The 22,787-nt window shown below is 38.0% G+C and carries 23 protein-coding genes and 2 other annotated features; of the genes, 19 read left to right on the forward strand and 4 right to left on the reverse strand.

The window, feature by feature from the left end; translation table 11 throughout:
- Positions 1-13 precede the first annotated feature (13 nt).
- The 5 genes from ACXVYO_RS20365 (at position 14) to ACXVYO_RS20385 (ending at position 5,480) form a co-directional block, all read left to right on the forward strand.
- Complete coding sequence (locus ACXVYO_RS20365; protein WP_001266958.1) at positions 14-454, forward strand: D-tyrosyl-tRNA(Tyr) deacylase; 441 nt, start codon at positions 14-16, stop codon at positions 452-454.
- 166 nt (positions 455-620) lie between these two features.
- Positions 621-797 carry a hypothetical protein gene (locus ACXVYO_RS20370; protein WP_001242605.1) on the forward strand — a complete coding sequence of 59 codons (177 nt, stop codon included), beginning with the start codon at positions 621-623 and terminating at the stop codon, positions 795-797.
- A gap of 54 nt (positions 798-851) precedes the next feature.
- Positions 852-1,082: a binding site (T-box leader), on the forward strand.
- 69 nt (positions 1,083-1,151) lie between these two features.
- A complete protein-coding gene (hisS, locus tag ACXVYO_RS20375) occupies positions 1,152-2,423 on the forward strand; it encodes a histidine--tRNA ligase (protein ID WP_327799537.1) in 1,272 nt (423 codons plus the stop codon).
- A gap of 12 nt (positions 2,424-2,435) precedes the next feature.
- Complete coding sequence (aspS, locus tag ACXVYO_RS20380) at positions 2,436-4,211, forward strand: aspartate--tRNA ligase (protein WP_000840887.1); 1,776 nt, start codon at positions 2,436-2,438, stop codon at positions 4,209-4,211.
- Positions 4,212-4,712: 501 nt separating this feature from the next.
- On the forward strand, positions 4,713-5,480 hold the full coding sequence (locus ACXVYO_RS20385) for a tRNA threonylcarbamoyladenosine dehydratase (RefSeq protein ID WP_000903182.1): 768 nt from the start codon (positions 4,713-4,715) through the stop codon (positions 5,478-5,480).
- 460 nt (positions 5,481-5,940) lie between these two features.
- Here ACXVYO_RS20385 and ACXVYO_RS20390 read toward each other — a convergent pair whose 3' ends face one another.
- Positions 5,941-6,582, reverse strand: coding sequence for an RsfA family transcriptional regulator (locus tag ACXVYO_RS20390; RefSeq protein ID WP_458468338.1), 642 nt, complete (start codon positions 6,580-6,582; stop codon positions 5,941-5,943).
- A 37-nt stretch (positions 6,583-6,619) separates the two neighbouring features.
- Positions 6,620-7,906, reverse strand: a complete 1,287-nt coding sequence (locus tag ACXVYO_RS20395) for a replication-associated recombination protein A (protein WP_458468339.1) — start codon at positions 7,904-7,906, stop codon at positions 6,620-6,622.
- Positions 7,907-8,200: 294 nt separating this feature from the next.
- Here ACXVYO_RS20395 and cymR point away from each other — a divergent pair, with 294 nt between their 5' ends.
- The 7 genes from cymR to ACXVYO_RS20430 all read left to right on the forward strand — a co-directional run bounded on the left by cymR (position 8,201) and on the right by ACXVYO_RS20430 (position 14,597).
- Complete coding sequence (cymR, locus tag ACXVYO_RS20400) at positions 8,201-8,617, forward strand: cysteine metabolism transcriptional regulator CymR (RefSeq protein ID WP_000704116.1); 417 nt, start codon at positions 8,201-8,203, stop codon at positions 8,615-8,617.
- Positions 8,618-8,652: 35 nt separating this feature from the next.
- A complete protein-coding gene (locus tag ACXVYO_RS20405; RefSeq protein ID WP_458468340.1) occupies positions 8,653-9,798 on the forward strand; it encodes a cysteine desulfurase family protein in 1,146 nt (381 codons plus the stop codon).
- Positions 9,799-9,814: 16 nt separating this feature from the next.
- Positions 9,815-10,930 (forward strand): tRNA 2-thiouridine(34) synthase MnmA, encoded by a 1,116-nt coding sequence (mnmA, locus tag ACXVYO_RS20410; RefSeq protein WP_048531354.1) that lies wholly within the window; start codon positions 9,815-9,817, stop codon positions 10,928-10,930.
- Between the two features lie 110 nt (positions 10,931-11,040).
- Positions 11,041-11,700 (forward strand): tetratricopeptide repeat protein, encoded by a 660-nt coding sequence (locus ACXVYO_RS20415; protein ID WP_097844006.1) that lies wholly within the window; start codon positions 11,041-11,043, stop codon positions 11,698-11,700.
- Between the two features lie 97 nt (positions 11,701-11,797).
- Positions 11,798-14,134, forward strand: coding sequence for an SF1B family DNA helicase RecD2 (gene recD2 / locus ACXVYO_RS20420; RefSeq protein ID WP_458468341.1), 2,337 nt, complete (start codon positions 11,798-11,800; stop codon positions 14,132-14,134).
- 127 nt (positions 14,135-14,261) lie between these two features.
- Positions 14,262-14,450: a hypothetical protein gene (locus tag ACXVYO_RS20425; RefSeq protein WP_000469281.1), complete on the forward strand. Its 189-nt coding sequence runs from the start codon at positions 14,262-14,264 to the stop codon at positions 14,448-14,450.
- 18 nt (positions 14,451-14,468) lie between these two features.
- Complete coding sequence (locus tag ACXVYO_RS20430; RefSeq protein ID WP_001053553.1) at positions 14,469-14,597, forward strand: YrzQ family protein; 129 nt, start codon at positions 14,469-14,471, stop codon at positions 14,595-14,597.
- Between the two features lie 34 nt (positions 14,598-14,631).
- Here ACXVYO_RS20430 and ACXVYO_RS20435 read toward each other — a convergent pair whose 3' ends face one another.
- A complete protein-coding gene (locus ACXVYO_RS20435) occupies positions 14,632-14,844 on the reverse strand; it encodes a hypothetical protein (protein WP_000242555.1) in 213 nt (70 codons plus the stop codon).
- Positions 14,845-15,020: 176 nt separating this feature from the next.
- Here ACXVYO_RS20435 and ACXVYO_RS20440 point away from each other — a divergent pair, with 176 nt between their 5' ends.
- Complete coding sequence (locus ACXVYO_RS20440) at positions 15,021-16,088, forward strand: AI-2E family transporter (protein ID WP_458468342.1); 1,068 nt, start codon at positions 15,021-15,023, stop codon at positions 16,086-16,088.
- 38 nt (positions 16,089-16,126) lie between these two features.
- Here the strand turns inward: ACXVYO_RS20440 and ACXVYO_RS20445 are convergent, their stop codons facing one another.
- The gene (locus ACXVYO_RS20445) at positions 16,127-16,471 is read right to left on the reverse strand and encodes a PH domain-containing protein (RefSeq protein ID WP_458468343.1); all 345 of its coding nucleotides are present in this window, start codon (positions 16,469-16,471) and stop codon (positions 16,127-16,129) included.
- A gap of 222 nt (positions 16,472-16,693) precedes the next feature.
- Positions 16,694-16,913: a binding site (T-box leader), on the forward strand.
- Positions 16,914-16,953: 40 nt separating this feature from the next.
- Between ACXVYO_RS20445 and alaS the strand changes: the two genes are divergently transcribed.
- The 6 genes from alaS to ACXVYO_RS20475 all read left to right on the forward strand — a co-directional run bounded on the left by alaS (position 16,954) and on the right by ACXVYO_RS20475 (position 22,781).
- A complete protein-coding gene (gene alaS, locus ACXVYO_RS20450) occupies positions 16,954-19,596 on the forward strand; it encodes an alanine--tRNA ligase (RefSeq protein ID WP_458468344.1) in 2,643 nt (880 codons plus the stop codon).
- A gap of 76 nt (positions 19,597-19,672) precedes the next feature.
- Positions 19,673-19,939: an IreB family regulatory phosphoprotein gene (locus tag ACXVYO_RS20455; RefSeq protein WP_000348590.1), complete on the forward strand. Its 267-nt coding sequence runs from the start codon at positions 19,673-19,675 to the stop codon at positions 19,937-19,939.
- Positions 19,940-19,942: 3 nt separating this feature from the next.
- Entirely contained in the window at positions 19,943-20,356 is a 414-nt protein-coding gene (ruvX, locus tag ACXVYO_RS20460) for a Holliday junction resolvase RuvX (RefSeq protein WP_001221203.1), read from the forward strand.
- A 12-nt stretch (positions 20,357-20,368) separates the two neighbouring features.
- A complete protein-coding gene (locus ACXVYO_RS20465; protein WP_000392245.1) occupies positions 20,369-20,647 on the forward strand; it encodes a DUF1292 domain-containing protein in 279 nt (92 codons plus the stop codon).
- Positions 20,648-20,866: 219 nt separating this feature from the next.
- The gene (mltG, locus tag ACXVYO_RS20470) at positions 20,867-21,937 is read left to right on the forward strand and encodes an endolytic transglycosylase MltG (RefSeq protein ID WP_458468345.1); all 1,071 of its coding nucleotides are present in this window, start codon (positions 20,867-20,869) and stop codon (positions 21,935-21,937) included.
- Positions 21,938-22,139: 202 nt separating this feature from the next.
- Positions 22,140-22,781 carry an O-methyltransferase gene (locus ACXVYO_RS20475; RefSeq protein WP_458468346.1) on the forward strand — a complete coding sequence of 214 codons (642 nt, stop codon included), beginning with the start codon at positions 22,140-22,142 and terminating at the stop codon, positions 22,779-22,781.
- The last annotated feature ends 6 nt before the right edge of the window (positions 22,782-22,787 follow it).

A 22,787-nucleotide genomic window follows, 5' to 3' on the forward strand; every position in this document is an offset into this window, starting at 1 on the left:
GAGTGTAGAAAAGATGAGAGTTGTTTTACAACGATCAAAAGAAGCGTCTGTCACAGTAGACGGTGAGATCGTAGGACAAATTCCGTTCGGTTTAACATTACTAGTTGGCATTACGCATGAAGATACAGAAAAAGATGCAACTTACATTGCAGAAAAAATTGCGAACTTACGTATTTTTGAAGATGAGAGCGGAAAGATGAACCATTCTGTACTTGATGTAGAAGGACAAGTTCTATCAATTTCGCAGTTCACATTATACGGAGATTGCCGCAAGGGAAGACGTCCAAACTTTATGGATGCTGCAAAACCTGACTATGCAGAGCGTTTATACGATTTCTTTAATGAGGAAGTTCGTAAGCAAGGATTGCATGTAGAAACAGGGACGTTCGGAGCAATGATGGATGTTTCTTTAATCAATGATGGTCCGGTGACCTTAATTGTGGATAGTAAATAGTGTTACTTAAGAAGAGGGTGTGATATCATCCTCTCTTTTTTATACATTTTTGTATGTTTTGTTCACTTACTTTGGAATCAATAGCGTTTTCGTTTATGTATAACTCTCTAATCAATATGGAACAATAAAGAGTAAAACATCCATATTGAATGTGAGGGATATACGTATGCGTATGAATGAAAAAGGGCATTCTGTTACAAATGGTGCAAATCAATTGTTTAACGTGAATTTTCATGATTTTATTTCAAAAGAGCAAAACAATACTTCAATGGAGCTCGCTTCTGAGTTTGGAATTTCTCTTCAAGATGTAAAGCGTTTAAAGAAGCAGATTGAACGCTCTTAGAGTACTTGACAATCCTACTCAACAAACGTATAGTAATTTTATATTTACATATGAATATAACCGTTGATAGAGAAGAGTAAATGAGACACACATGGCAAGAGAAGAAATGTCTTAGGCTGAAAACATTTCTACATGATGACTGATTGAATGACACTCTAGAGGTTTCAACTTGAACGGCGTATATGCTTAGTAGGGATGAACGCACATTTAAGCGTTATTAAAAAAGTGGAAGCATACGTGCTTCAATTAGGGTGGCACCACGGGTATAATACTCTCGTCCCTACTGTTCAAACAGTAGAGGCGGGAGTTTTTTTATTTTTATTAAGATTAAAACAATTTGAGGAGGAACTGAATATGTCTATTCAAATCCCACGCGGAACGCAAGATATTCTTCCAGGTAGCGTTGAGTTATGGCAGTATATCGAAGGGCAAGCACGCGAAATTTGCCGTCGTTACAATTATAAAGAAATTCGTACACCAATTTTTGAACACACTGAGTTATTTTTACGTGGTGTTGGTGATACGACAGATATCGTACAAAAAGAAATGTACTCATTCCAAGATCGTGGAGAGCGTAGTTTAACATTACGTCCAGAAGGTACGGCACCTGTTGTACGTTCTTACGTTGAAAACAAAATGTTCGGTGACGCAACTCAACCAACGAAATTATACTATATCGGTCAAATGTTCCGTTATGAAAGACCACAAGCAGGTCGCTATCGTCAATTCGTACAATTCGGTATTGAAGCAATCGGTAGTAACGATCCTGCAATTGATGCAGAAGTAATTGCACTTGCTGTAGAGTTTTACCGCGGCATGGGCTTAAAAAATATTAAAGTTGTATTAAACAGCTTAGGTGATGCGGCGAGCCGTCAAGCGCACCGTGATGCGTTAATCGCACACTTCGAGCCACGTATCGGCGAGTTCTGTTCTGACTGTCAATCTCGTTTAGAAAAGAACCCTCTTCGTATTTTAGATTGTAAGAAGGACCGTAACCATGAATTAATGGGAACAGCACCATCTATTACAGAATACTTAAACGAAGATTCAGCAGTGTACTATGACAAAGTTCAAGAGCTATTAACGATGATGGATGTTCCATTTGAAAAAGATCCGAACTTAGTACGTGGTTTAGACTACTACCAACATACTGTTTTTGAAATTATGAGTGAAGCAGAAGGTTTCGGTGCTATCACAACATTAAGCGGTGGCGGCCGTTATAACGGACTTGTACAAGAAATCGGTGGACCAGAAATGCCAGGTATCGGTTTTGCGATGAGTATTGAACGTTTAATTATGGCACTAAAAGCTGAAAACATCGAATTACCAATTGAACATAGTATCGATTGTTACGTTGTAGCTCTTGGTGAAAAAGCGAAAGACCATGCTGCAAAAGTTGCGTTTGATCTTCGTAAAGCAGGATTATCAGTTGAAAAAGATTATTTAGATCGTAAAATGAAAGCACAATTTAAATCAGCAGATCGTCTAAAGGCAAAATTTGTAGCTGTATTAGGGGAAGATGAGCTAGATAAAGGCATCATTAACTTAAAAGATATGACAACAGGCGAACAAGAAGAAGTAGCATTAGATGTATTTGCTTCATACGTAGCAGAGAAATTAATATAGGGGGAACTTACAGTGGCTGAAAGAACACATGCATGTGGAAAAGTAACAGTAGAAGCAGTTGGACAAACAGTTCAATTAAAAGGTTGGGTACAAAAACGCCGTGATTTAGGTGGATTAATCTTTATCGACTTACGTGACCGTACAGGTATCGTACAAGTTGTATTTAACCCAGAAACATCAAAAGAAGCGCTAGAAGTAGCAGAAACAATTCGTAGCGAGTACGTATTACACGTAGAAGGTACAGTTGTTGAGCGTGGTGAAGGCGCAATTAATGACAATATGGCAACTGGTCGTATTGAAGTGCAAGCAACGAAAGTAAACGTATTAAATGCAGCGAAAACAACGCCAATCATTATTGCTGATGATACAGATGCATCAGAAGATGTGCGTTTAAAATATCGTTATTTAGACTTACGTCGTCCTGTAATGTTCAACACATTCAAAATGCGTCACGACGTAACGAAAACAATTCGTAACTTCTTAGACACAGAAGATTTCTTAGAAGTGGAAACACCAATTTTAACGAAGAGCACACCAGAAGGAGCTCGTGACTATTTAGTACCAAGTCGTGTACATGATGGTGAATTCTATGCATTACCACAGTCTCCACAGCTATTTAAACAGCTTCTTATGGTCGGCGGATTTGAGCGTTACTATCAAGTAGCACGTTGTTTCCGTGACGAAGATTTACGTGCAGACCGTCAACCAGAATTCACGCAAATCGATATCGAAGCTTCATTCTTAACACAAGATGAGATTTTAGATATGATGGAGCGCATGATGACGAAAGTTATGAAGGATGCAAAAGGTGTAGAAGTGAGTGCACCATTCCCTCGTATGAAATATGCTGATGCAATGGCTCGTTACGGTTCTGATAAGCCAGATACACGTTTTGAAATGGAACTAACAGACCTATCTGAATTTGCAGCAGGTTGTGGCTTTAAAGTATTTACAAGTGCTGTAGAAAGCGGCGGACAAGTAAAAGCAATTAATGCAAAAGGTGCTGCGAGCAAATACTCTCGTAAAGATATCGATGCATTAACTGAATTCGTAAAAGTATACGGTGCAAAAGGTCTAGCTTGGCTTAAAGTTGAAGAAGACGGCTTAAAAGGACCGATTGCGAAATTCTTCGGTGAAGAAGAAGCGAACGCGTTAATGGCTACATTAGAAGCTACTGCTGGCGACTTATTACTATTCGTAGCAGATAAGAAAAGCGTTGTTGCAGATAGCTTAGGTGCACTTCGTTTACGTCTAGGTAAAGAGCTTGAGTTAATTGACGAAAGTAAATTTAACTTCCTATGGGTAACGGATTGGCCACTTCTTGAGTATGATGAAGATGCAGATCGTTACTTCGCAGCTCACCACCCATTCACAATGCCATTCCGTGAAGACGTTGAGCTATTAGAAACAGCACCAGAAAAAGCACGTGCACAAGCATATGACCTTGTATTAAACGGTTATGAGCTTGGTGGTGGATCACTTCGTATTTACGAGCGTGACGTACAAGAAAAAATGTTCAAAGCACTTGGATTCTCACAAGAAGAAGCGCAAGAGCAATTCGGATTCTTATTAGAAGCATTTGAATACGGTACGCCACCACACGGCGGTATCGCATTAGGTTTAGACCGTCTTGTTATGTTACTTGCAGGCCGTACGAACCTTCGTGATACAATTGCATTCCCGAAAACAGCAAGCGCAAGCTGCTTATTAACAGAAGCTCCAAGCCCAGTTGCAGAAGCACAGCTTGAAGAGTTGAACTTAAAATTAAGCTTAAAAGAAGAGAAGTAAGAATGAAGTCTAGATGGTTATACTATAGCCGTCTAGACTTTTTTTGAGAGGAAGTTTAAAAAGTCCGGTTCAGAGGGCAGGCGCATCTCGTCGTTGCTTCGCCAGTCCGGTGCTCGAGTAGTAACGCTACACTGCGCTCCTCCTGGCCTCAGCGCCTCGATCTGCTTGGCCCTCTGAATCCTCCTTTTTAAACGTGTATTGAAAGGAAGTTTAAAAAGTCCGGTTCAGAGGGCAGGCGCATCTCGTCGTTGCGTACGCTAGTCCGGTGCTCGAGTAGTACTTCTACACTGCGCTCCTCCTAGCATACGTGCCTCGATCTGCTCGGTTCTCTGGATTCTCTTTCTAAAACGTGTATTTGGGAAGAACTAAAATCCGGTTTATACTATGTTTTTATGCTCGAAATATGTATTTTTAGGAATTCTATAACTTTTTCTATACAAATAGTCGGAAAAACGCTAGAATACATGGTAGACCATTTTTGTAATAGGAGTGTAGAGCTGAATGTTACATCAATTTTCACGTAATGAATTAGCCTTCGGTAAAGAAGGACTTGAAATATTAAAAAATAGTACAGTCGGTATTTTAGGAATTGGCGGCGTAGGGTCATTTTCGGCAGAGGCGTTAGCGCGTTCTGGCGTTGGGCGTCTCGTATTAGTTGATAAAGACGTTGTAGATATTACAAACGTAAACCGTCAAATTCACGCTTTAGTATCTACTGTAGGACGTTCAAAAGTAGAGTTAATGAAAGAGCGTATCGCAGACATTAACCCAGAGTGCGAAGTAATTGGACTAGAAATGTTTTATACTGATGAAACATATGAAGAGTTCTTTAAACACGGTTTAGACTTCGTAGTGGATGCATCGGACACGATCACGTTCAAAATTCATTTAATTAAACAATGTTTACGTCGTAAAATTAAAATTATCTCATGTATGGGTGCAGCAAATAAAATGGACCCAACTCGTTTCCGTATTGCAGACATCTCTAAAACACATACAGATCCAATTGCGAAAGTAATTCGTACGAAACTTCGTAAAGAGGGTATTAAAAAAGGTGTAAAAGTTGTCTTCTCTGACGAAAACCCAATCGTAATTCGTGAAGAAGTACGTAAAGAAATCGTACCAGACGAAAATGCAAAAATTCGTAAAGCGAAATTACCACCTTCATCAAATGCATTCGTACCATCTGTGGCAGGCTTAATTATGGCAAGTCACGTTGTACGTGAACGCATTAAAAACGTAGAAGTGAAACGTGTAGGGCAAGAATAAAGTAAAAGCATATATCCATTTTGGATATATGCTTTTTTTGTATGTATTAAAGAAATAGGGATATTTGCATTACTACTAGTTCAAATGTAAGTAAGGCTAGTAAGTAATGATCATATTTATCTGATTTATAGGCGGACGTCTTTTTTAAACTGTTAATGGTGAAAAGAGCCAAAGTTAGGACGAGAACACCGAGTGTTATTTTGAAAACTATTAAAGAAATAGTAACCAGCTCCCTTTAAAAGTATATGTTTATAATAACATTTAAGCGGAAAATATCCAATTATTTCCGGGTGTTTCCTTGTTTGAACTTAAGGGTTTTTATTGTCAACTTTTGTCGGTAAGTCGATATATTTGAAAAATCGTTGATATAATTTCATTTACCGACACACACATACATATATACTCTCCACCAAAAAAACAAAAAGGGATGTCACTCAGTCAAAAAAGTGACATCCCTTTTCTAATTCTCTGCAGAATATATAATATCTAAATTTCCATTTTGATCTGTCTTGAAAATGGGAGCGATCTGTTCTTCTTGTTCTTCAACTGAAACGAGTTTTCGAGCGCGGTCCATAATTCTAACAAGCATTGCATAATCTTCTTCGATTGCTTGTTGTTTTTTTGAGAGTACTGCTAATTTTGCTTCGAGTTCATGATTCGTTTTTTGCAAGGACGTGAGCTGAGATTGTAATACGTCATTTTCAGTTTGTAACTTTGCGAGTGAAGGATTGGTATGCTCCAAGTTTTGCAAAAATGAAATGACACTTTGCATCGTAAGTTCTTGTTTATTTGGCGTAAGGTCTTCTGAAAACTCGGCATCAATTACAAGTTGTTTCGTTTGCGTGAAATGTTCTTTTTCTATTTTAGCTTCAGAGCGTTTTAATTCTTTCCGTTGTTTTTTTGCAAGCTGCACCGCATCTTCGTAATTCGGCCGTACTTCAGCATTCCATCTAAATCCGCAAGCGGCTGAAGTACGGTTTAATGTATCGCCGACTTCATCGAATGCTTTTATTTGTGTACTGCCGCTACGAATATGTCGTAAAACAGTTTCTGCTAAAAGGAGATCGTCTTCTCTTGTCCATGCATCTTGACGTGTTTTCATAAGCGAAGCCTCCGTAATGGTGACGTTTTCGTTTATGTTACCCTTTATTTTTCGTTTTATTCGAACTTTGTAATCTTTCATAAACAGTAGAAAGTGCTTGCTCAAATTTCCCTGTTGTTTTCGGTTTATAATATTGCTTGTTTTTTATTTTATCAGGTAAGTATTGTTGGTGTACCCAGCCATTTGGATGGTCATGTGGATATAAGTATCCAATGCCTCGACCTAACGATTCAGCGCCTTTATAGTGACTGTCTTTTAAATGACCTGGAATGTCACCTGTTTGACCGTTACGTAAATCGTGCAATGCAGCATCAAGTGCTTTATAAGCTGAATTTGATTTTGGTGATAAGCATAGCTCGATAACGGCATTTGCAAGTGGTATGCGTGCCTCTGGGAATCCAACTCGTTCAGCTGACTCGATCGCTGCTAGTGTACGCGGTCCGGCTTGCGGGCTAGCAAGTCCGATATCTTCATATGCCATAATAAGAAGCCGTCTACCAATGCTCTGTAAATCACCAGCTTCAATAAGGCGTGCTAAATAATGAAGTGCTGCATTTACATCACTTCCGCGCACCGACTTTTGAAATGCCGATAATACGTCATAATGAGCATCTCCACCTTTGTCGTGAACGAAGCTCTTTTTTTGTAAGCATTCTTCCGCGATTTCTAGCGTAATTTCCGCAGCTTTTTCATCTGTTGTAAAGCTAGATAAAACAGCTAGTTCAAGTGCATTATAAGCGGAACGCATATCTCCGCCTGAAGCATTTGCAAAGTGATGTAATGCTTCAGGCGTAACAGTTACATCATATTCCCCAAGACCTTTTTCTTTATCTTCAAGTGCTCGTTTTAAGCCGATTAAAAGATCATCTTCTGTTAATGCGTGTAATTCGAAGATTTGACAACGACTTCGAATAGCAGAATTAATAGCATGGAACGGATTACTCGTCGTTGCACCAATTAAGGTAAGGAGTCCGCTTTCTAAATGAGGTAATAGAAAATCCTGTTTTGCTTTATCTAGACGGTGTACTTCATCTAAAATTAAAACGAGGTGTCGATGCATCTTTGCCTCTTGTACGACAACTTCCATATCTTTTTTATTATGAGTAACAGCGTTTAATAGGCGAAAAGGGGTTCCGGTACTTCCTGCAATTGCGCTCGCAATGGATGTTTTTCCAGTGCCTGGAGGGCCGTATAAAATCATAGATTGAAAATGATTCGCTTGGACCATTCGCCATAAAATCTTTCCTTCACCAACTAAATGTTGTTGTCCGATAATTTCTTGAATATTTGTAGGGCGCATTCGATGTGCGAGTGGTTGTTTCATTTTTACCGTCTCCCTTAATGTATATAATCTCTTTCTATCGTATCATTTTTTTTAGTGGAATTTGAAATGGGATGCTGTTTTGTGGAAAAAATGAACATAAATATTTTCATTTTTCTTTCAATTGTAATAATTTCCGAGTTTTTCAATGTGATTTTATGTTATCATTTTGATACACAAGTTGAAATTTCTTATAATACTATATTATGCTATAATTTCATAGGATTTTAAATTGTGTTCTTTTATAAATAAGATATAACCAATAGAAGTGAAAATTTGAAAAGAGGTGCAAAATAGATGAAGATTTCAACGAAAGGCCGCTACGGCTTAACAATTATGATCGATCTTGCAAAAAAGTTTGGTGAAGGTCCGATTTCCTTAAAATCAATTGCGCAGGCACATGATTTATCGGAACATTACTTAGAGCAATTAATTTCACCACTTCGTAACGCTCGTCTAGTAAAGAGTACGCGCGGAGCATATGGCGGATATGTATTGTCAGATCAGCCAGCTAACATTACAGCTGGGGATGTAATCCGTGTACTAGAGGGTCCAATTAGTGTTGTAGAAATGATAGAAGAAGAAGAACCAGCACAACGCCAATTATGGATGCGTGTTCGTGATGCGGTGCAAGAAGTGTTAGATAGTACAACGTTAGAAGATTTAGTACGTTATGAGGAAGAAAATCACGGGGGCTATATGTTTTACATTTAATTCCTTGTGAAACGATTTGGAAAGAAGGAGATTTAATGGAACGCATTTACTTAGATCATGCTGCGACATCTCCGACTCACCCAGAAGTGGTCGAAAGGATGATTCCATATATGACAGAAACATTCGGAAACCCGTCTAGTATTCACTTTTATGGACGTCAAACGCGCCATGCAGTAGATGAGGCGAGACGCGTGTGCGCGCGTAGCATTCATGCGAATCCGAATGAAATTATATTTACGAGTGGTGGTACAGAAGCTGATAATTTGGCACTTATCGGTGTAGCACGTGCGAATCGCCATAAAGGTAACCATATTATAACGACGCAAATTGAACATCACGCAATTTTGCATACGTGTGAATTATTAGAGCGTGAAGGGTTTGAAGTCACATATTTACCTGTTGATGAAGCAGGACGCGTTCAAGTTTCTGACATACAAAAGGCATTAACGGAAGAGACAATTCTCGTATCCGTTATGTTTGGGAATAATGAAGTTGGAACGATGCAATCAATTGCGGAAATAGGTAAGCTGTTAAAAGAGCATCAAGCTTATTTCCATACAGATGCGGTACAAGCTTACGGATTAGTAGAAATAGATGTGAAAGAGTTCGGCATTGATTTATTATCGATTTCAGCTCATAAAATTAACGGGCCGAAAGGTGTAGGGTTCTTATTCGCTGGTGCAAATGTGAAATTTGAACCGTTATTAATAGGCGGGGAGCAAGAAAGAAAACGCCGTGCTGGTACTGAAAATGTACCGAGTATCGTTGGTTTACAGCACGCAATTTTGCTAGCTGAAAAAACTCGTGAGCAAAAAAATGCCCAATACGAAGAGTTTAAAGATATAATGGTATCTGTCTTCAAAAATGAAGACATTACTTTCGAGGTAAACGGAAACTTAGAATATCGCTTACCGCATGTGCTTAATATTAGTTTTACAGGAATGAACATTGAACCGTTTCTTGTGAACTTAGACTTAGCTGGCATTGCGGTATCAAGTGGTTCTGCTTGTACAGCTGGTTCAATTGATCCATCACATGTATTAGTAGCGATGTTCGGAAAAGACTCCGATCAAATACGTTCATCCGTACGCTTTAGTTTCGGACTTGGAAATACGAAAGAGCAAATTGAGAAAGCGGCGTACGAAACAGTGAAAATCGTGAAGCGATTAACACAAAATTAGCATAGGAGGTGACATGATGAACAAACTACCTCAAGAAACACGCGTTGTCATCGGGATGTCCGGTGGCGTCGATTCATCTGTGGCAGCTCTTTTATTAAAAGAGCAAGGTTATGATGTAATCGGAATTTTTATGAAAAACTGGGATGATACAGATGAGAATGGTGTCTGCACAGCAACAGAAGATTACAATGATGTAATTGAAGTGTGTAACCAAATTGGCATTCCATATTATGCAGTAAACTTTGAAAAACAATACTGGGATAAAGTGTTTACGTACTTCTTAGATGAGTACCGAGCTGGTCGTACACCAAACCCAGATGTAATGTGTAATAAAGAAATTAAATTTAAAGCATTTTTAGAGCATGCAATTGCGCTTGGTGCTGATTATGTAGCGACAGGCCATTATGCACGCGTTGCTTATATGGACGGCGAATATAAAATGCTTCGCGGCGTTGATGACAATAAAGACCAAACGTATTTCTTAAATCAATTAAGCCAAGAGCAATTATCAAAAACAATGTTCCCGCTCGGTGAACTGAAGAAACCACAAATTCGTGAAATGGCGAAAGAAGCTGGTTTAGCAACAGCGGCGAAGAAAGATAGTACTGGTATTTGCTTCATTGGTGAGCGTAACTTTAAAGATTTCTTAAGTAACTATTTACCAGCACAACCAGGTGTGATGCAAACATTATCTGGTGAAGTGAAAGGAAAGCATGACGGTTTAATGTACTATACAATTGGACAACGTCATGGCCTTGGTATTGGTGGTAACGGTGATCCGTGGTTTGCTGTTGGGAAAAACTTAAAAGAAAACATTTTATATGTTGATCAAGGATTCCATAACGAACTTTTATATGGTGATGAAGTTATTGCTACGAATATCGGCTGGGTAAGTAATGAAGCGAAAGAAAAAGAATTTAAGTGCACAGCGAAATTCCGTTATCGTCAAGAAGACAATAAAGTAACGGTTCAAATCGTTGATGAAAATACAGTTCGTATTCTTTGTGACGAGCCAATTCGTGCAATTACACCAGGACAAGCAGTTGTTTTCTATGATGGAGATGAGTGCTTAGGCGGTGCTACAATTGATGAAGTGTACCGTAGCGGTAAGAAATTGGATTATTTAGGATAAAACGAGAAGCCTCTGCCGATTCGCGGTTAGAGGTTTCTTTTACATAAAGCGAATTTTCGTTCGCTTGGAAAATACATTCTTTGTTATAATTTGTTGTAGAGGTGAAGGACATGTCAAACAAACTTGAAACAGGTATTCAATATATGCAAGAAGGAAACTGGGAAGAAGCTGCTAAAAATTTCACAGAAGCAATCGAAGAAAACCCGAAAGATGCGCTTGGATACATTAATTTTGCGAACTTATTAGATGTACTAGGTGATAGTGAAAGAGCAATTTTATTTTATAAACGTGCATTAGAGTTAGATGATAAATCTGCTGCTGCTTATTATGGATTAGGAAACGTTTATTACGGTCAAGAGCAATTTGCAGAGGCTAAAGCTGTATTTGAACAAGCGATGAAAGCTGGATTACAATCAGCTGATGTAACATTTATGCTAGGCATTACACATGTGCAACTTGGAAATGATCGTCTTGCGCTGCCATTTTTACAAAGAGCAACAGAATTAGATGAAAACGATGTAGAAGCTGTGTTCCAGTGCGGACTTTGCTTTGCACGTTTAGAACATATTCAAGAGGCAAAACCTTATTTTGAAAAGGTATTAGAAATGGATGAAGAGCATGCAGATGCGTATTATAATTTAGGTGTTGCGTACGTATTTGAAGAAAATAACGAGAAGGCTCTTGCTTTATTTAAGAAAGCAACTGAAATTCAACCAGATCACTTTTTAGCTGGTAATGGTGTTCGTTTATTAGAGCAAGAAGCTGAATAAGATGAAAATATAGTTTAATGGGTAGTTATCCCTCATCTAAAAAGGTGGGGGATGTACTGCTCATTAAAGTGAAATGAAACCGGAAAGGAGAGGAAGAATGGGAAATCAACATGCAATGGATTTGTTTGAAGAAGAGAAAAAGTTTATAAAAGCGCAAGTTCTTCATACCATTTTCCACAACGAAGAAAACCTCTATTCCGTTGTCAGTATGAAAGTCATTGAAACGAATGAAACGTACGACGAAAAAAAAGTGATGATAAACGGTCATTTTCCCCGCATGCATGAAGATGAAGTGTTTACATTGACAGGGCATTTTAAAGACCATCCGAAGTATGGGAAACAATATTTAGTTGAAACGTTTAAGAAAGAATTACCGCAAACAAAAGCTGGTATGGTGCAATATTTAGCGAGTGATTTATTTAAAGGGATAGGAAAGCGTACAGCTGAAAAAATCGTGGACCATCTCGGGGAACATGCCATTTCTAAAATTATGGATGATCCTGATGCGTTAAATGGCGTTGTCAACAAACAAAAAGCTCAGGAAATATATGAGACGATTGTTGAACATCAAGGGTTAGAGAAAGTAATGAGCTTTTTAAATGGCTACGGTTTTGGAACGAAGCTTTCTATTAAGATTTACCAACAATATAAAGAGATGACATTAGAAGTGATCCGTAATAATCCATATCAGCTTATTGAAGAAGTGGATGGTATTGGATTTGGAAGAGCGGATGATATAGGACGTGCATTAGGGATATCGGGTAATCATGATGATCGTGTCCGTGCGGGATGTTTTTATACGTTAGAAAATGTATCATTGCAACTTGGTCACGTTTATATGAGGAAAGATCAACTCGTAAGAGAAACGATGTCACTTTTAAATAATCAAGAAGGAAGAGTGACGGAGGAAGATATTGTAGGTTGCGTTGAAATGATGCAAAGTGAAGGGAAAGTTATCATAGAAGAAGAACGAGTGTATTTAGCTTCGTTATTCTACTCTGAAAAAGGTGTTGTAAAGTCTATCCGCAGGCTCATGAATCAAGAGGAAACACCTTCATTTCCTGAAGCAGAAGTATTAAAGACGTTAGGGCAAATTGAAGAACAGCTGAATGTGCAGTATGCACCATTTCAGCAAGAAGCGATTCAAACGGCACTTCATAAACCGATGATGTTATTGACAGGTGGACCAGGAACGGGTAAAACAACAGTTATTAAAGGCATTGTTGAAATGTATGCATCACTTCACGGGCTATCGTTAAATCCGAATGAATACAGTGATGATAATCCATTTCCGATATTATTAACGGCTCCAACAGGAAGAGCAGCGAAGCGAATGAGTGAATCAACAGGGCTTCCAGCTTGTACAATTCACCGTTTACTTGGCTGGACGCCAGAAGGGTCTTTCCAGCGTAATGAAACGGATCCGGTACAAGGGAAATTACTCATTATTGATGAATTTTCAATGGTTGATATTTGGCTTGCAAATCAGTTGTTTAAGTCATTGCCGACTAACATTCAAGTTATCGTTGTAGGCGATGAAGATCAATTACCATCTGTAGGCCCTGGACAAGTGTTAAAAGACTTATTGAATGCAGGTGCAGTTCCGACAGTAAAGCTTACTGAAATTTATCGTCAAGCGGAAGGCTCATCTGTTATTCAACTCGCCCATGCGATAAAAAATGGAACGCTCCCGCCAGATTTAGCGCAAAATCAAAAAGATCGTTCATTTATCGGCTGTACAGGAGCTCAAATTGTTGAGGTTGTTAAGAAGGTTTGTGACAATGCTAAAACAAAAGGGTTTAGCGCAAGGGATGTACAAGTACTGGCCCCGATGTACCGTGGACCTGCCGGTATTAATGTACTAAACGAAGCGTTGCAAGAAGTGTTTAATCCGAAAAGGGAAAAGAGTAAAGAAATTGCTTACGGTGATGTTGTATACCGAAGAGGCGATAAAGTATTGCAGCTCGTTAATCAGCCGGAGAGCCAAGTGTTTAATGGTGATATCGGAGAAATTGTTTCGGTGTTTTATGCGAAAGAAAACGTTGAGCAACAAGATATGATTATTGTTTCATTTGATGGAATTGAAGTAACGTATACAAAGCCGGACTTAAATCAAATTACACATGCCTATTGCTGTTCGATTCATAAGTCGCAAGGTAGTGAGTTCCCGATTGTGATCATGCCGATAGTAAAAAGTTACAATCGTATGTTACGACGTAATTTAATTTATACTGGTATTACAAGAAGTAAGAAGTTTCTTATTATTTGCGGGGAGGAAGCCGCTTTCCAGTCTGGTGTAAATCGCCTTGATGATGCAATGCGTCAAACAACTTTAGCGAGTCGCTTGCAAGAATCACAAGGAGAAGTACAGATGGTAACAGTGAATGGCGAAGAAATGGACGTGGAAAACATTACACCGTATGATTTCATGTAACAAGGTGAAATTATATAGTGAAACTTTCAAACGTATAACGTTGAAAGGCTCCAGCAATGTATAAATGAATGCGGTTTGGACATAATGGCGAATAGAATCTGGGAGACTGTAAGGAGATGAAAGCCATATGTTCATTTGTCCAAATTGCAAAGGGAAAGACATTGGGAAAATAGGTGTCAACCAATTTTATTGCTGGAATTGTTATATCGAATTATCGGTTTCAAAGGGGAAAATCCATACGCATCAAGTAGAAGAAGATGGTTCATTAAGCTCACTTGATGATTTATTTGATGAGAACGAAAGAACGATCGGATAACGAAAAGGGGGATTTACTTTGAATCTACGCAATTCATTAATCGCGTTAGGTGTTGGAGCGGCAGCATACCAATATGCTCGCAAGCAAGATGTATTTTCAAAACGAAATATGAAAAAAGCACGTAAGATGATTAAATCTTATCTATAAGCGCAAAAAACTCCCTTCATCATAAGGGAGTTTTTTATGCACTTGTATGTAAATATAAAAGTCCAATTTCAGAGAAGAGATAAGATAGGCCGTAACATCCAACGCCAAGCATTCCGTAATGAAATAATTGCTTCGCTCTTTCTTTTCGTGAGGAACGAATAAAGAAACCTTTCCAAATACCAAACCCGATACAAACCCATTCAAGAATCATAAAAAGTGCTGATAATACGAGCATAAATAAAACCATCATGAACCCTCCTGATTATATTGTTTCATGCTGCATTCTCAGGGGTGGTTGTCCTTGTTATGTTATGTATATGTACGTCTTTACAAAACAGTATGGTCTGGATAAAAAGATTTTAAAACTTTTGCACATAACCTACCCTATTTATTTTCAAAATAAAGGTGGAGGAGGTTTTTCGTGTGAAGAATCTTAAAATTATTTGGATATATCGTTTAGGGTTATTGTTACTCGTATTTCTTTGCTTGCTCGTCTTTTTAAAAATTAAGCCGCTATGGGCACCGATTGTTTTTGTATTTAAAGTGGCCATTACACCGTTTCTTATTGCGTGTTTTATTGCGTATTTATTGCATCCTTTAATTGAAAAAATTCATAAGGAAGGGATGCCACGCACACTCGCTATTTTGCTCATTTACATCCTTTTCTTTGGTGGGATTGGTTATGGAATTTATAAAGGAACGCCAGTTGTGATTAAGCAATTACAAGAAATCAATGAACAATTCCCGCAGTTTACAAAAATGTATGATTCTTGGATGGATGGCGTTACGGAACAAACAGCGAATTTCCCATCATTTATTCATGAAAAGGTGAAACAAATTTTTGGTGGAGTAGAAACGAAGATACAATCACTTTTGAATAAAGTGATGAGCACAGCTCGTGGTGTACTCGATTCGTTACTCATTATTTTCTTAATACCGTTCATTGTATTTTACATATTAAAAGATTACGGTGAGTTTTATCATATCTTTTGGAAACTAGTCCCGAGTAAGTGGCGGAGTACTGGGCAAATGCTGGCGAAAGAAATTGATAAGTCACTCGGAAGTTATATTCGAGGACAGCTATTTGTTTGCTTAGTATTAGGGGGCGTATCTGTTCTTTCTTTTTGGTTTATCGGTATGAAATATCCATTATTACTCGGCATTATTATTGGGGTAACGGATATAATCCCGTACTTCGGTCCTATTTTAGGAGCTATCCCGACATTAATGATTGCGGCAACGGTATCAACGAGTTTACTTATTAAGGCGGGAATTACGATTGCTATTTTGCAGTTTTTGGAAAGTAACATTTTATCCCCTTACATCGTTGGTAAGTCGCTTCGCATGCATCCTGTTATTATTATGCTTGCATTACTGGTTGGAGGAGAAGTGGCAGGAATTGTAGGATTATTAATATCAGTTCCAATTTTAGCAGTCATTCGTACAGTGATCGTTCATGTAAGGCCTCTTTTGAAAAAAGAAAATGTGTAATAGGAAAGCCCTCTACCTATAAAGGTAAAGGGCTTTCCTTATTTAGATAGTTGTGCGTGTATTTGTTGAACGAGAGAGCTTACATCATTTGTTTGAATATGTTTTATTTTTTTCCATTCATTATTATACATAAAGATAATTTGATTGCTGAAAAGGCGCTTTTGTTCTTTTAGGTCAGAAATTTTTTCGAAAGAGTACTCCTCAAATAATGGATTCTTACTTACATCTGGTCCATAAAAGAAGAGCCGTTTGTTCGTTAAAATTAACAGACCTGGCCTTGCGACGGAGCGATAAATAAATATATCTAATGAACATGCTACGTAAAACAATATTGTCTCGTCAGTCGTTAATATGTTTTTGGCTTTGCTTAATAAGGTTGTCATTGTAATCGCTCCTTTATTGTTGATAATTTAATTATAACAAAAATATAATATTCAGAAAAGTTTGTAGAGGTAGCGCAATTTGTTAATACATGCATAATATATGAAAAGGCTGTTAAGAATGACTAGTAGAATAGCTATGATTAATAAGCAATTGATATAATATAAATGATTATCTACATTGACAAACTTAAGAGAATTCTATTATATTTAGTCATATAATACATTAAATCAATGACGGAACAAGTACGTTACAGTCCATTTATAGAGAGAAGCTTCCATATGGCTGAAAGAAGCTTTAAATGAAGGGTAACAGAAAGCTAATCCTGAGAGCAGCTAATCACTGCCGTTTTGCCACGTTACGGCACCATGAGGTGATGAGTTGATTGTTATAGTAATCAATTCATAATTAGGGTGGTATCGCGAGTTAACTCTCGTCCCTTTTATAGGGGCGGGAGTTTTTTATATTTAAGGAGGAAAATACAATGAAACAACTAACAGGCGCACAAATTCGTCAAATGTTTTTAGACTTTTTCCAAGAAAAAGGACATGCAGTAGAACCTAGTGCATCACTAGTTCCACATGAAGATCCATCTCTTTTATGGATTAACAGTGGTGTAGCAACATTAAAAAAATATTTTGATGGACGTGTAATCCCGCAAAATCCACGTATTACAAATGCTCAAAAATCAATTCGTACAAACGATATTGAAAACGTAGGGAAAACAGCTCGTCACCATACATTCTTTGAAATGTTAGGAAACTTCTCAATCGGTGATTACTTTAAAGAAGAAGCAATTACTTGGGCTTGGGAGTTCTTAACGAGCGACAAATGGATTGGATTCGATAAAGAATTACTTTCAGTTACAATCCATCCAGAAGATGAAGAAGCATTCACAATTTGGAATGAGAAAATGGGTGTTCCAAAAGAGCGCATCATCCGTTTAGAAGAAAACTTCTGGGATATTGGTGAAGGACCAAGTGGACCGAACACAGAGATTTTCTATGACCGCGGAGAAGCTTATGGTAATGACTTTAGTGACCCAGAATTATATCCAGGTGGAGAAAATGAGCGTTACTTAGAAGTATGGAACCTTGTATTCTCTCAATTTAACCATAATCCAGACGGTTCATATACACCACTTCCTAAGAAGAACATCGATACAGGGATGGGTCTAGAGCGTATGACATCTATCGTTCAAGATGTACCTACAAACTTTGACACAGACTTATTCATGCCGATGATTGGTGCAACAGAATCAATCTCTGGTGAGAAGTATCGTAATGGTGACTTAGAAAAAGATATGGCGTTTAAAGTAATTGCTGACCATATCCGTACAGTAACATTCGCTGTTGGTGACGGTGCTCTTCCATCTAACGAAGGCCGTGGTTATGTATTACGTCGTTTATTACGCCGTGCGGTTCGTTATTCGAAGAAATTAAACATCAACCGTCCATTCATGTTTGAATTAGTGCCAGTTGTTGGAGAAGTAATGAAAGACTTCTATCCAGAAGTACTTGAGAAGAAAGATTTCATCGCAAAAGTTGTGAAAAACGAAGAAGAGCGTTTCCACGAAACACTTCATGATGGTGAAGCAATTTTAGCTGAAGTTATCGCAAAAGCAAAAGAAGAAAAAACAACTGTTATTTCGGGAGTAGATGCGTTCCGTCTATATGACACATACGGTTTCCCGATTGAATTAACAGAAGAATATGCAGAAGAAGCTGGTATGACAGTTGATCAAGAAGGCTTTGAAAATGAAATGGAAAAACAACGTGAGCGCGCACGTGCTGCTCGTCAAGACGTTGACTCTATGCAAGTTCAAGGCGGTGTCCTTGGAGAAGTGAAAGTAGCGAGTGAGTTCGTTGGTTACGGTACAGTTGCAACAGAAAGTAACGTTGTTGCACTTGTGAAAAACGGCGAATACACAGACAGCTTACAAGCTGGTGAAGAAGGACAATTAATGCTTGATGTAACACCATTCTATGCTGAGAGCGGCGGACAAATTGCAGACCGTGGTTACCTTCTTGCTGACGGCGTGAAAGTTCTTGTAAAAGACGTACAAAAAGCACCAAACGGTCAAAACTTGCACAAAGTTGTTGTTGAAGAAGGTACATTAACGAAAGATGCTGCTGTGAAAGGTATCATTGATACGAAAAACCGTAGTAGCGTTGTGAAAAACCATACAGCAACTCACTTACTACACCAAGCATTAAAAGACGTACTTGGAACGCACGTAAACCAAGCGGGTTCTCTTGTAACTTCTGAACGTTTACGCTTTGACTTCTCTCACTTCGGTCAAGTACAAGCTGACGAATTAGAAAAAATTGAGCGTATCGTAAACGAGAAAATTTGGGAAAGTATTGATGTTGAGATTTCTCAAAAAGCAATCGAAGAAGCGAAAGAAATGGGCGCAATGGCATTATTCGGTGAAAAATACGGTGATGTTGTACGCGTTGTACAAGTTGGCGATTACAGCTTAGAGCTTTGTGGTGGTTGTCACGTTGATAACACAGCTTCTATCGGTATTTTCAAAATCGTTGCTGAGTCTGGTATCGGTGCAGGAACTCGTCGTATTGAGGCGGTAACTGGTAAGTCTGCATACGAATTAATGAACGATCAAGTAGGTTTATTAAAAGAAGCAGCAGGAAAAATGAAAACAAATCCGAAAGATATTTTAACAAGAGTTGACGGTTTATTTGCTGAAGTAAAACAACTTCAAAAAGAAAACGAATCTCTTGCGGCAAAATTAAGCAATATTGAAGCTGGAAACTTAACTGATTCAGTAATGACAGTTGATGGCGTGAACGTATTAGCAGCAAAAGTAAATGTTGCAGATATGAACAACTTACGTACGATGATGGATGACCTAAAAAATAAATTAGAATCTGCAGTTGTCGTATTAGCGTCTGTAAATGATGATAAAGTAAACATCTTAGCTGGCGTAACGAAAGATTTAATTAGCCAAGGATACCATGCTGGTAAACTTGTGAAAGAAGTAGCTTCTCGTTGTGGCGGTGGCGGTGGTGGCCGTCCTGATATGGCACAAGCGGGCGGTAAAAACCCAGCGCAAGTTGAGGAAGCTTTAGCATTTGTACAAGAGTACGTTAAATCTGTTTCAAAATAAAGAGATAGTAGTGTACAATGGTAGGGAGAGGAGAAGTTCTTCTCCCTATACTTACTATATAAGTGAGGTGCTTGAAATGGACGGTTTTGATAAAACAATGAAGTTTAGCATTCAAGATGAAAAACAGAGTGTCCATGTAAATGATGTACTTTTAACTGTGTATGATGCACTTCAAGAAAAAGGTTATAATCCGATTAACCAAATCGTCGGTTATTTATTAAGTGGAGACCCAGCATACATACCTCGCCATAAAGATGCACGAAGCATCATTCGCAAGCTTGAACGTGATGAGTTAATTGAAGAGCTTGTGAAGTCTTACTTGAAACATCATCGTGAGGAGTAATTTATGCGGATATTAGGTTTAGATGTAGGTACAAAAACAGTCGGAGTTGCGATGAGCGACGAAATGGGCTGGACAGCGCAAGGACTGGAAACAATCAGGATTAACGAAGAACGAGGCCACTTTGGTTTTGATCGTATTTCTGAGTTAGTAAAGCAGTACAATGTGGACAAAATAGTAGTAGGTTTACCTAAAAATATGAATGGTACAATTGGCCCACGTGGTGAAGCGTGCCAACAATTTGCAGAAAACCTACGAGAGCTGTTACAATTAGACGTTGTAATGTGGGACGAGCGTTTGTCGACGATGGCAGCGGAACGTCTGCTCATTTCAGCTGATGTAAGTCGTAAGAAGCGAAAGCAAGTAATCGATAAGATGGCTGCAGTCGTAATCTTACAAGGATTTTTAGATAGTAAATAAGAGGTGACCAAAATGGAAGAAAATCAAATTACAATTGTAGACGAAAAAGGTAACGAACATTTATGTGAAATTATTTTCACTTTTGATGCTGAAAAATTTGGCAAAAAATCATACGTAGTCTTCTCTCCAATCGGTGAAGTAGACGAAGATGGAGACCCAATTTATGATGCAATGGCTTATGAGCAAAATGAAGAAGAGGGCGGAAGTTTACTTCCAATCGAATCTGAAGAAGAGTGGGAAATGGTACAAGAAATGTTCAACACTCTAGCTGATGAGCAAGAAGCTGAATAATAAGTACTGAAAAGATGGACGACATATAGTCCATCTTTTTTTATATGTAAAATGAAAGATTTTTTGTCGAAACCTTGCAATCCTTTGTAGTATAATGAGACGGATTGTAGAAAAATAAAATGTCTATCTCAAAAAGATAAATAAATTTATTGTGTTTTTATGTCGTGTTGTATAGAAAGATATACATACGGTCTACAATTTAATTAAGGAGGAAGAGTGTTGATAGAGAATCAAGTGAAAAAGAAGCGTAGACGTCTTTTTTTATTTTCGATTATTGCACTGCTTTTAGTTTGTGGTTCAGTCTATGCGTATATTTCATCCGCATTAGGACCAGTTGATAGCGGGAATAAAAAAGAGATTGAAGTAGAAATTCCCAAGGGATCATCTACTAGTAAAATTGGTGAGATTTTAGAAGAAAAAGGTGCTGTGAAAAACGGTACAGTTTTTAGTTTTTATACAAAGGCTAAATCGAAAAATTTACAAGCGGGTACATATTTATTAAATCCTTCAATGAGTGCTTCAGATGTAATTGAACAAATGTCATCTGGTAACGTTCATCGTCCAGCTCTTTATAAAGTGACGATAAAAGAAGGGGCGCAAGTAACTGAAATTGCAGAAATGGTTGCAAACGAATTAAAGTGGAATAAAGATGATGTTGTACGTCAATTAAACGATAAAGCATTTATTCAAAAAATGCAGCAAAAGTATCCGAAGTTATTAACGGATAAAATCTTTGATAGCAATATTAAATATCCATTAGAAGGTTATTTATATCCTGCGACGTACTCTTTCTATAAAAAAGATACAACGTTAGAAGAAATTGTAATTCCGATGCTTGAAAAAACGAATGCAATCATTGTTCAAAACGAGGCGAAAATGAAAGCGAAGAACTGGGATGTTCATCAGCTGTTAACATTGTCTTCACTTATTGAAGAAGAGGCAACAGGCTTTACAGATCGTCAAAAAATCTCTAGTGTCTTTTATAATCGTTTAGCGAAAGGTATGCCACTGCAAACTGATCCAACGGTATTATACGCACTTGGAAAGCATAAACAACGTGTATTATACGAAGATTTAAAGATAAACTCACCGTACAATACGTATGTTGTGAAAGGATTGCCAGTTGGTCCAATCGCAAACTCTGGTAAACATTCAGTAGAGGCGGCGTTAGAGCCTGCGCAAACAGATTATTATTATTTCTTAGCTGCACCAACTGGTGAAGTGTACTATGCGAAAACATTAGAAGAGCATAATGCATTAAAGCAAAAATATATTACGAAAAAACAGTGAAATGGGGAGGGATAGCGAAAAAAGTCGCACATCCCTCTTTTTTGTGGTAAAATATATCGGGTTAAAAACTGGCAGAAGAATCGTTTTTAATATCAAAACGGGACGTACAAGCTAAGGGTGAAACTGGCTTGTATTTTTATTGCATTCTATGTGTGAAAAGACGTCATAGAGGCACTTCTCCATGTAAATAAGGAGGACCATTATGGAGGATGCAGTTAACGAGTACCTATTATCATTTATTGATCCAAAAGATAAATTAATTCTTGAAATGGAAGACTATGCGAAAGAAAATCATGTGCCGATTATGGATCGACTTGGAATGGAATTTATGCTGCAATTTTTACGTTTAATTGGACCAAAAAGTATTTTAGAGCTTGGTACAGCAATTGGTTATTCTAGTATTCGTATGATGCAAGTTATTCCAAATTCTCGTATTGTGACAGTTGAACGCAATCGCGAGCGATATGAAAAAGCACTTGAATATATAGAACGTTCACCAGTTAAAGAGCGTATTTCTGTTATTTACGGTGATGCTTTAGAAACAGGTGAGCAAGTAGAAGAACATGGAACATTTGATGTTATTTTTATTGATGCAGCAAAAGGACAATATCGTCGCTTCTTTGACTTATATGAACCGTTATTAAATCCTGGTGGCGTAATTATTTCAGATAATGTTATGTACCATGGGCTTGTAACGACAAAAGAGAAAATTGAAAACAGACGTACACGTGGTTTAATCCGTCGTATTAAGACGTACAATGAATGGCTTATGAATCATGAAGGATATGATACAACGATTTTCCCAATTGGTGATGGAGTAGCTGTTAGTAAAAAGAGAGGGTGACCAAGG

Source organism: Bacillus sp. BC08, assembly GCF_054326875.1.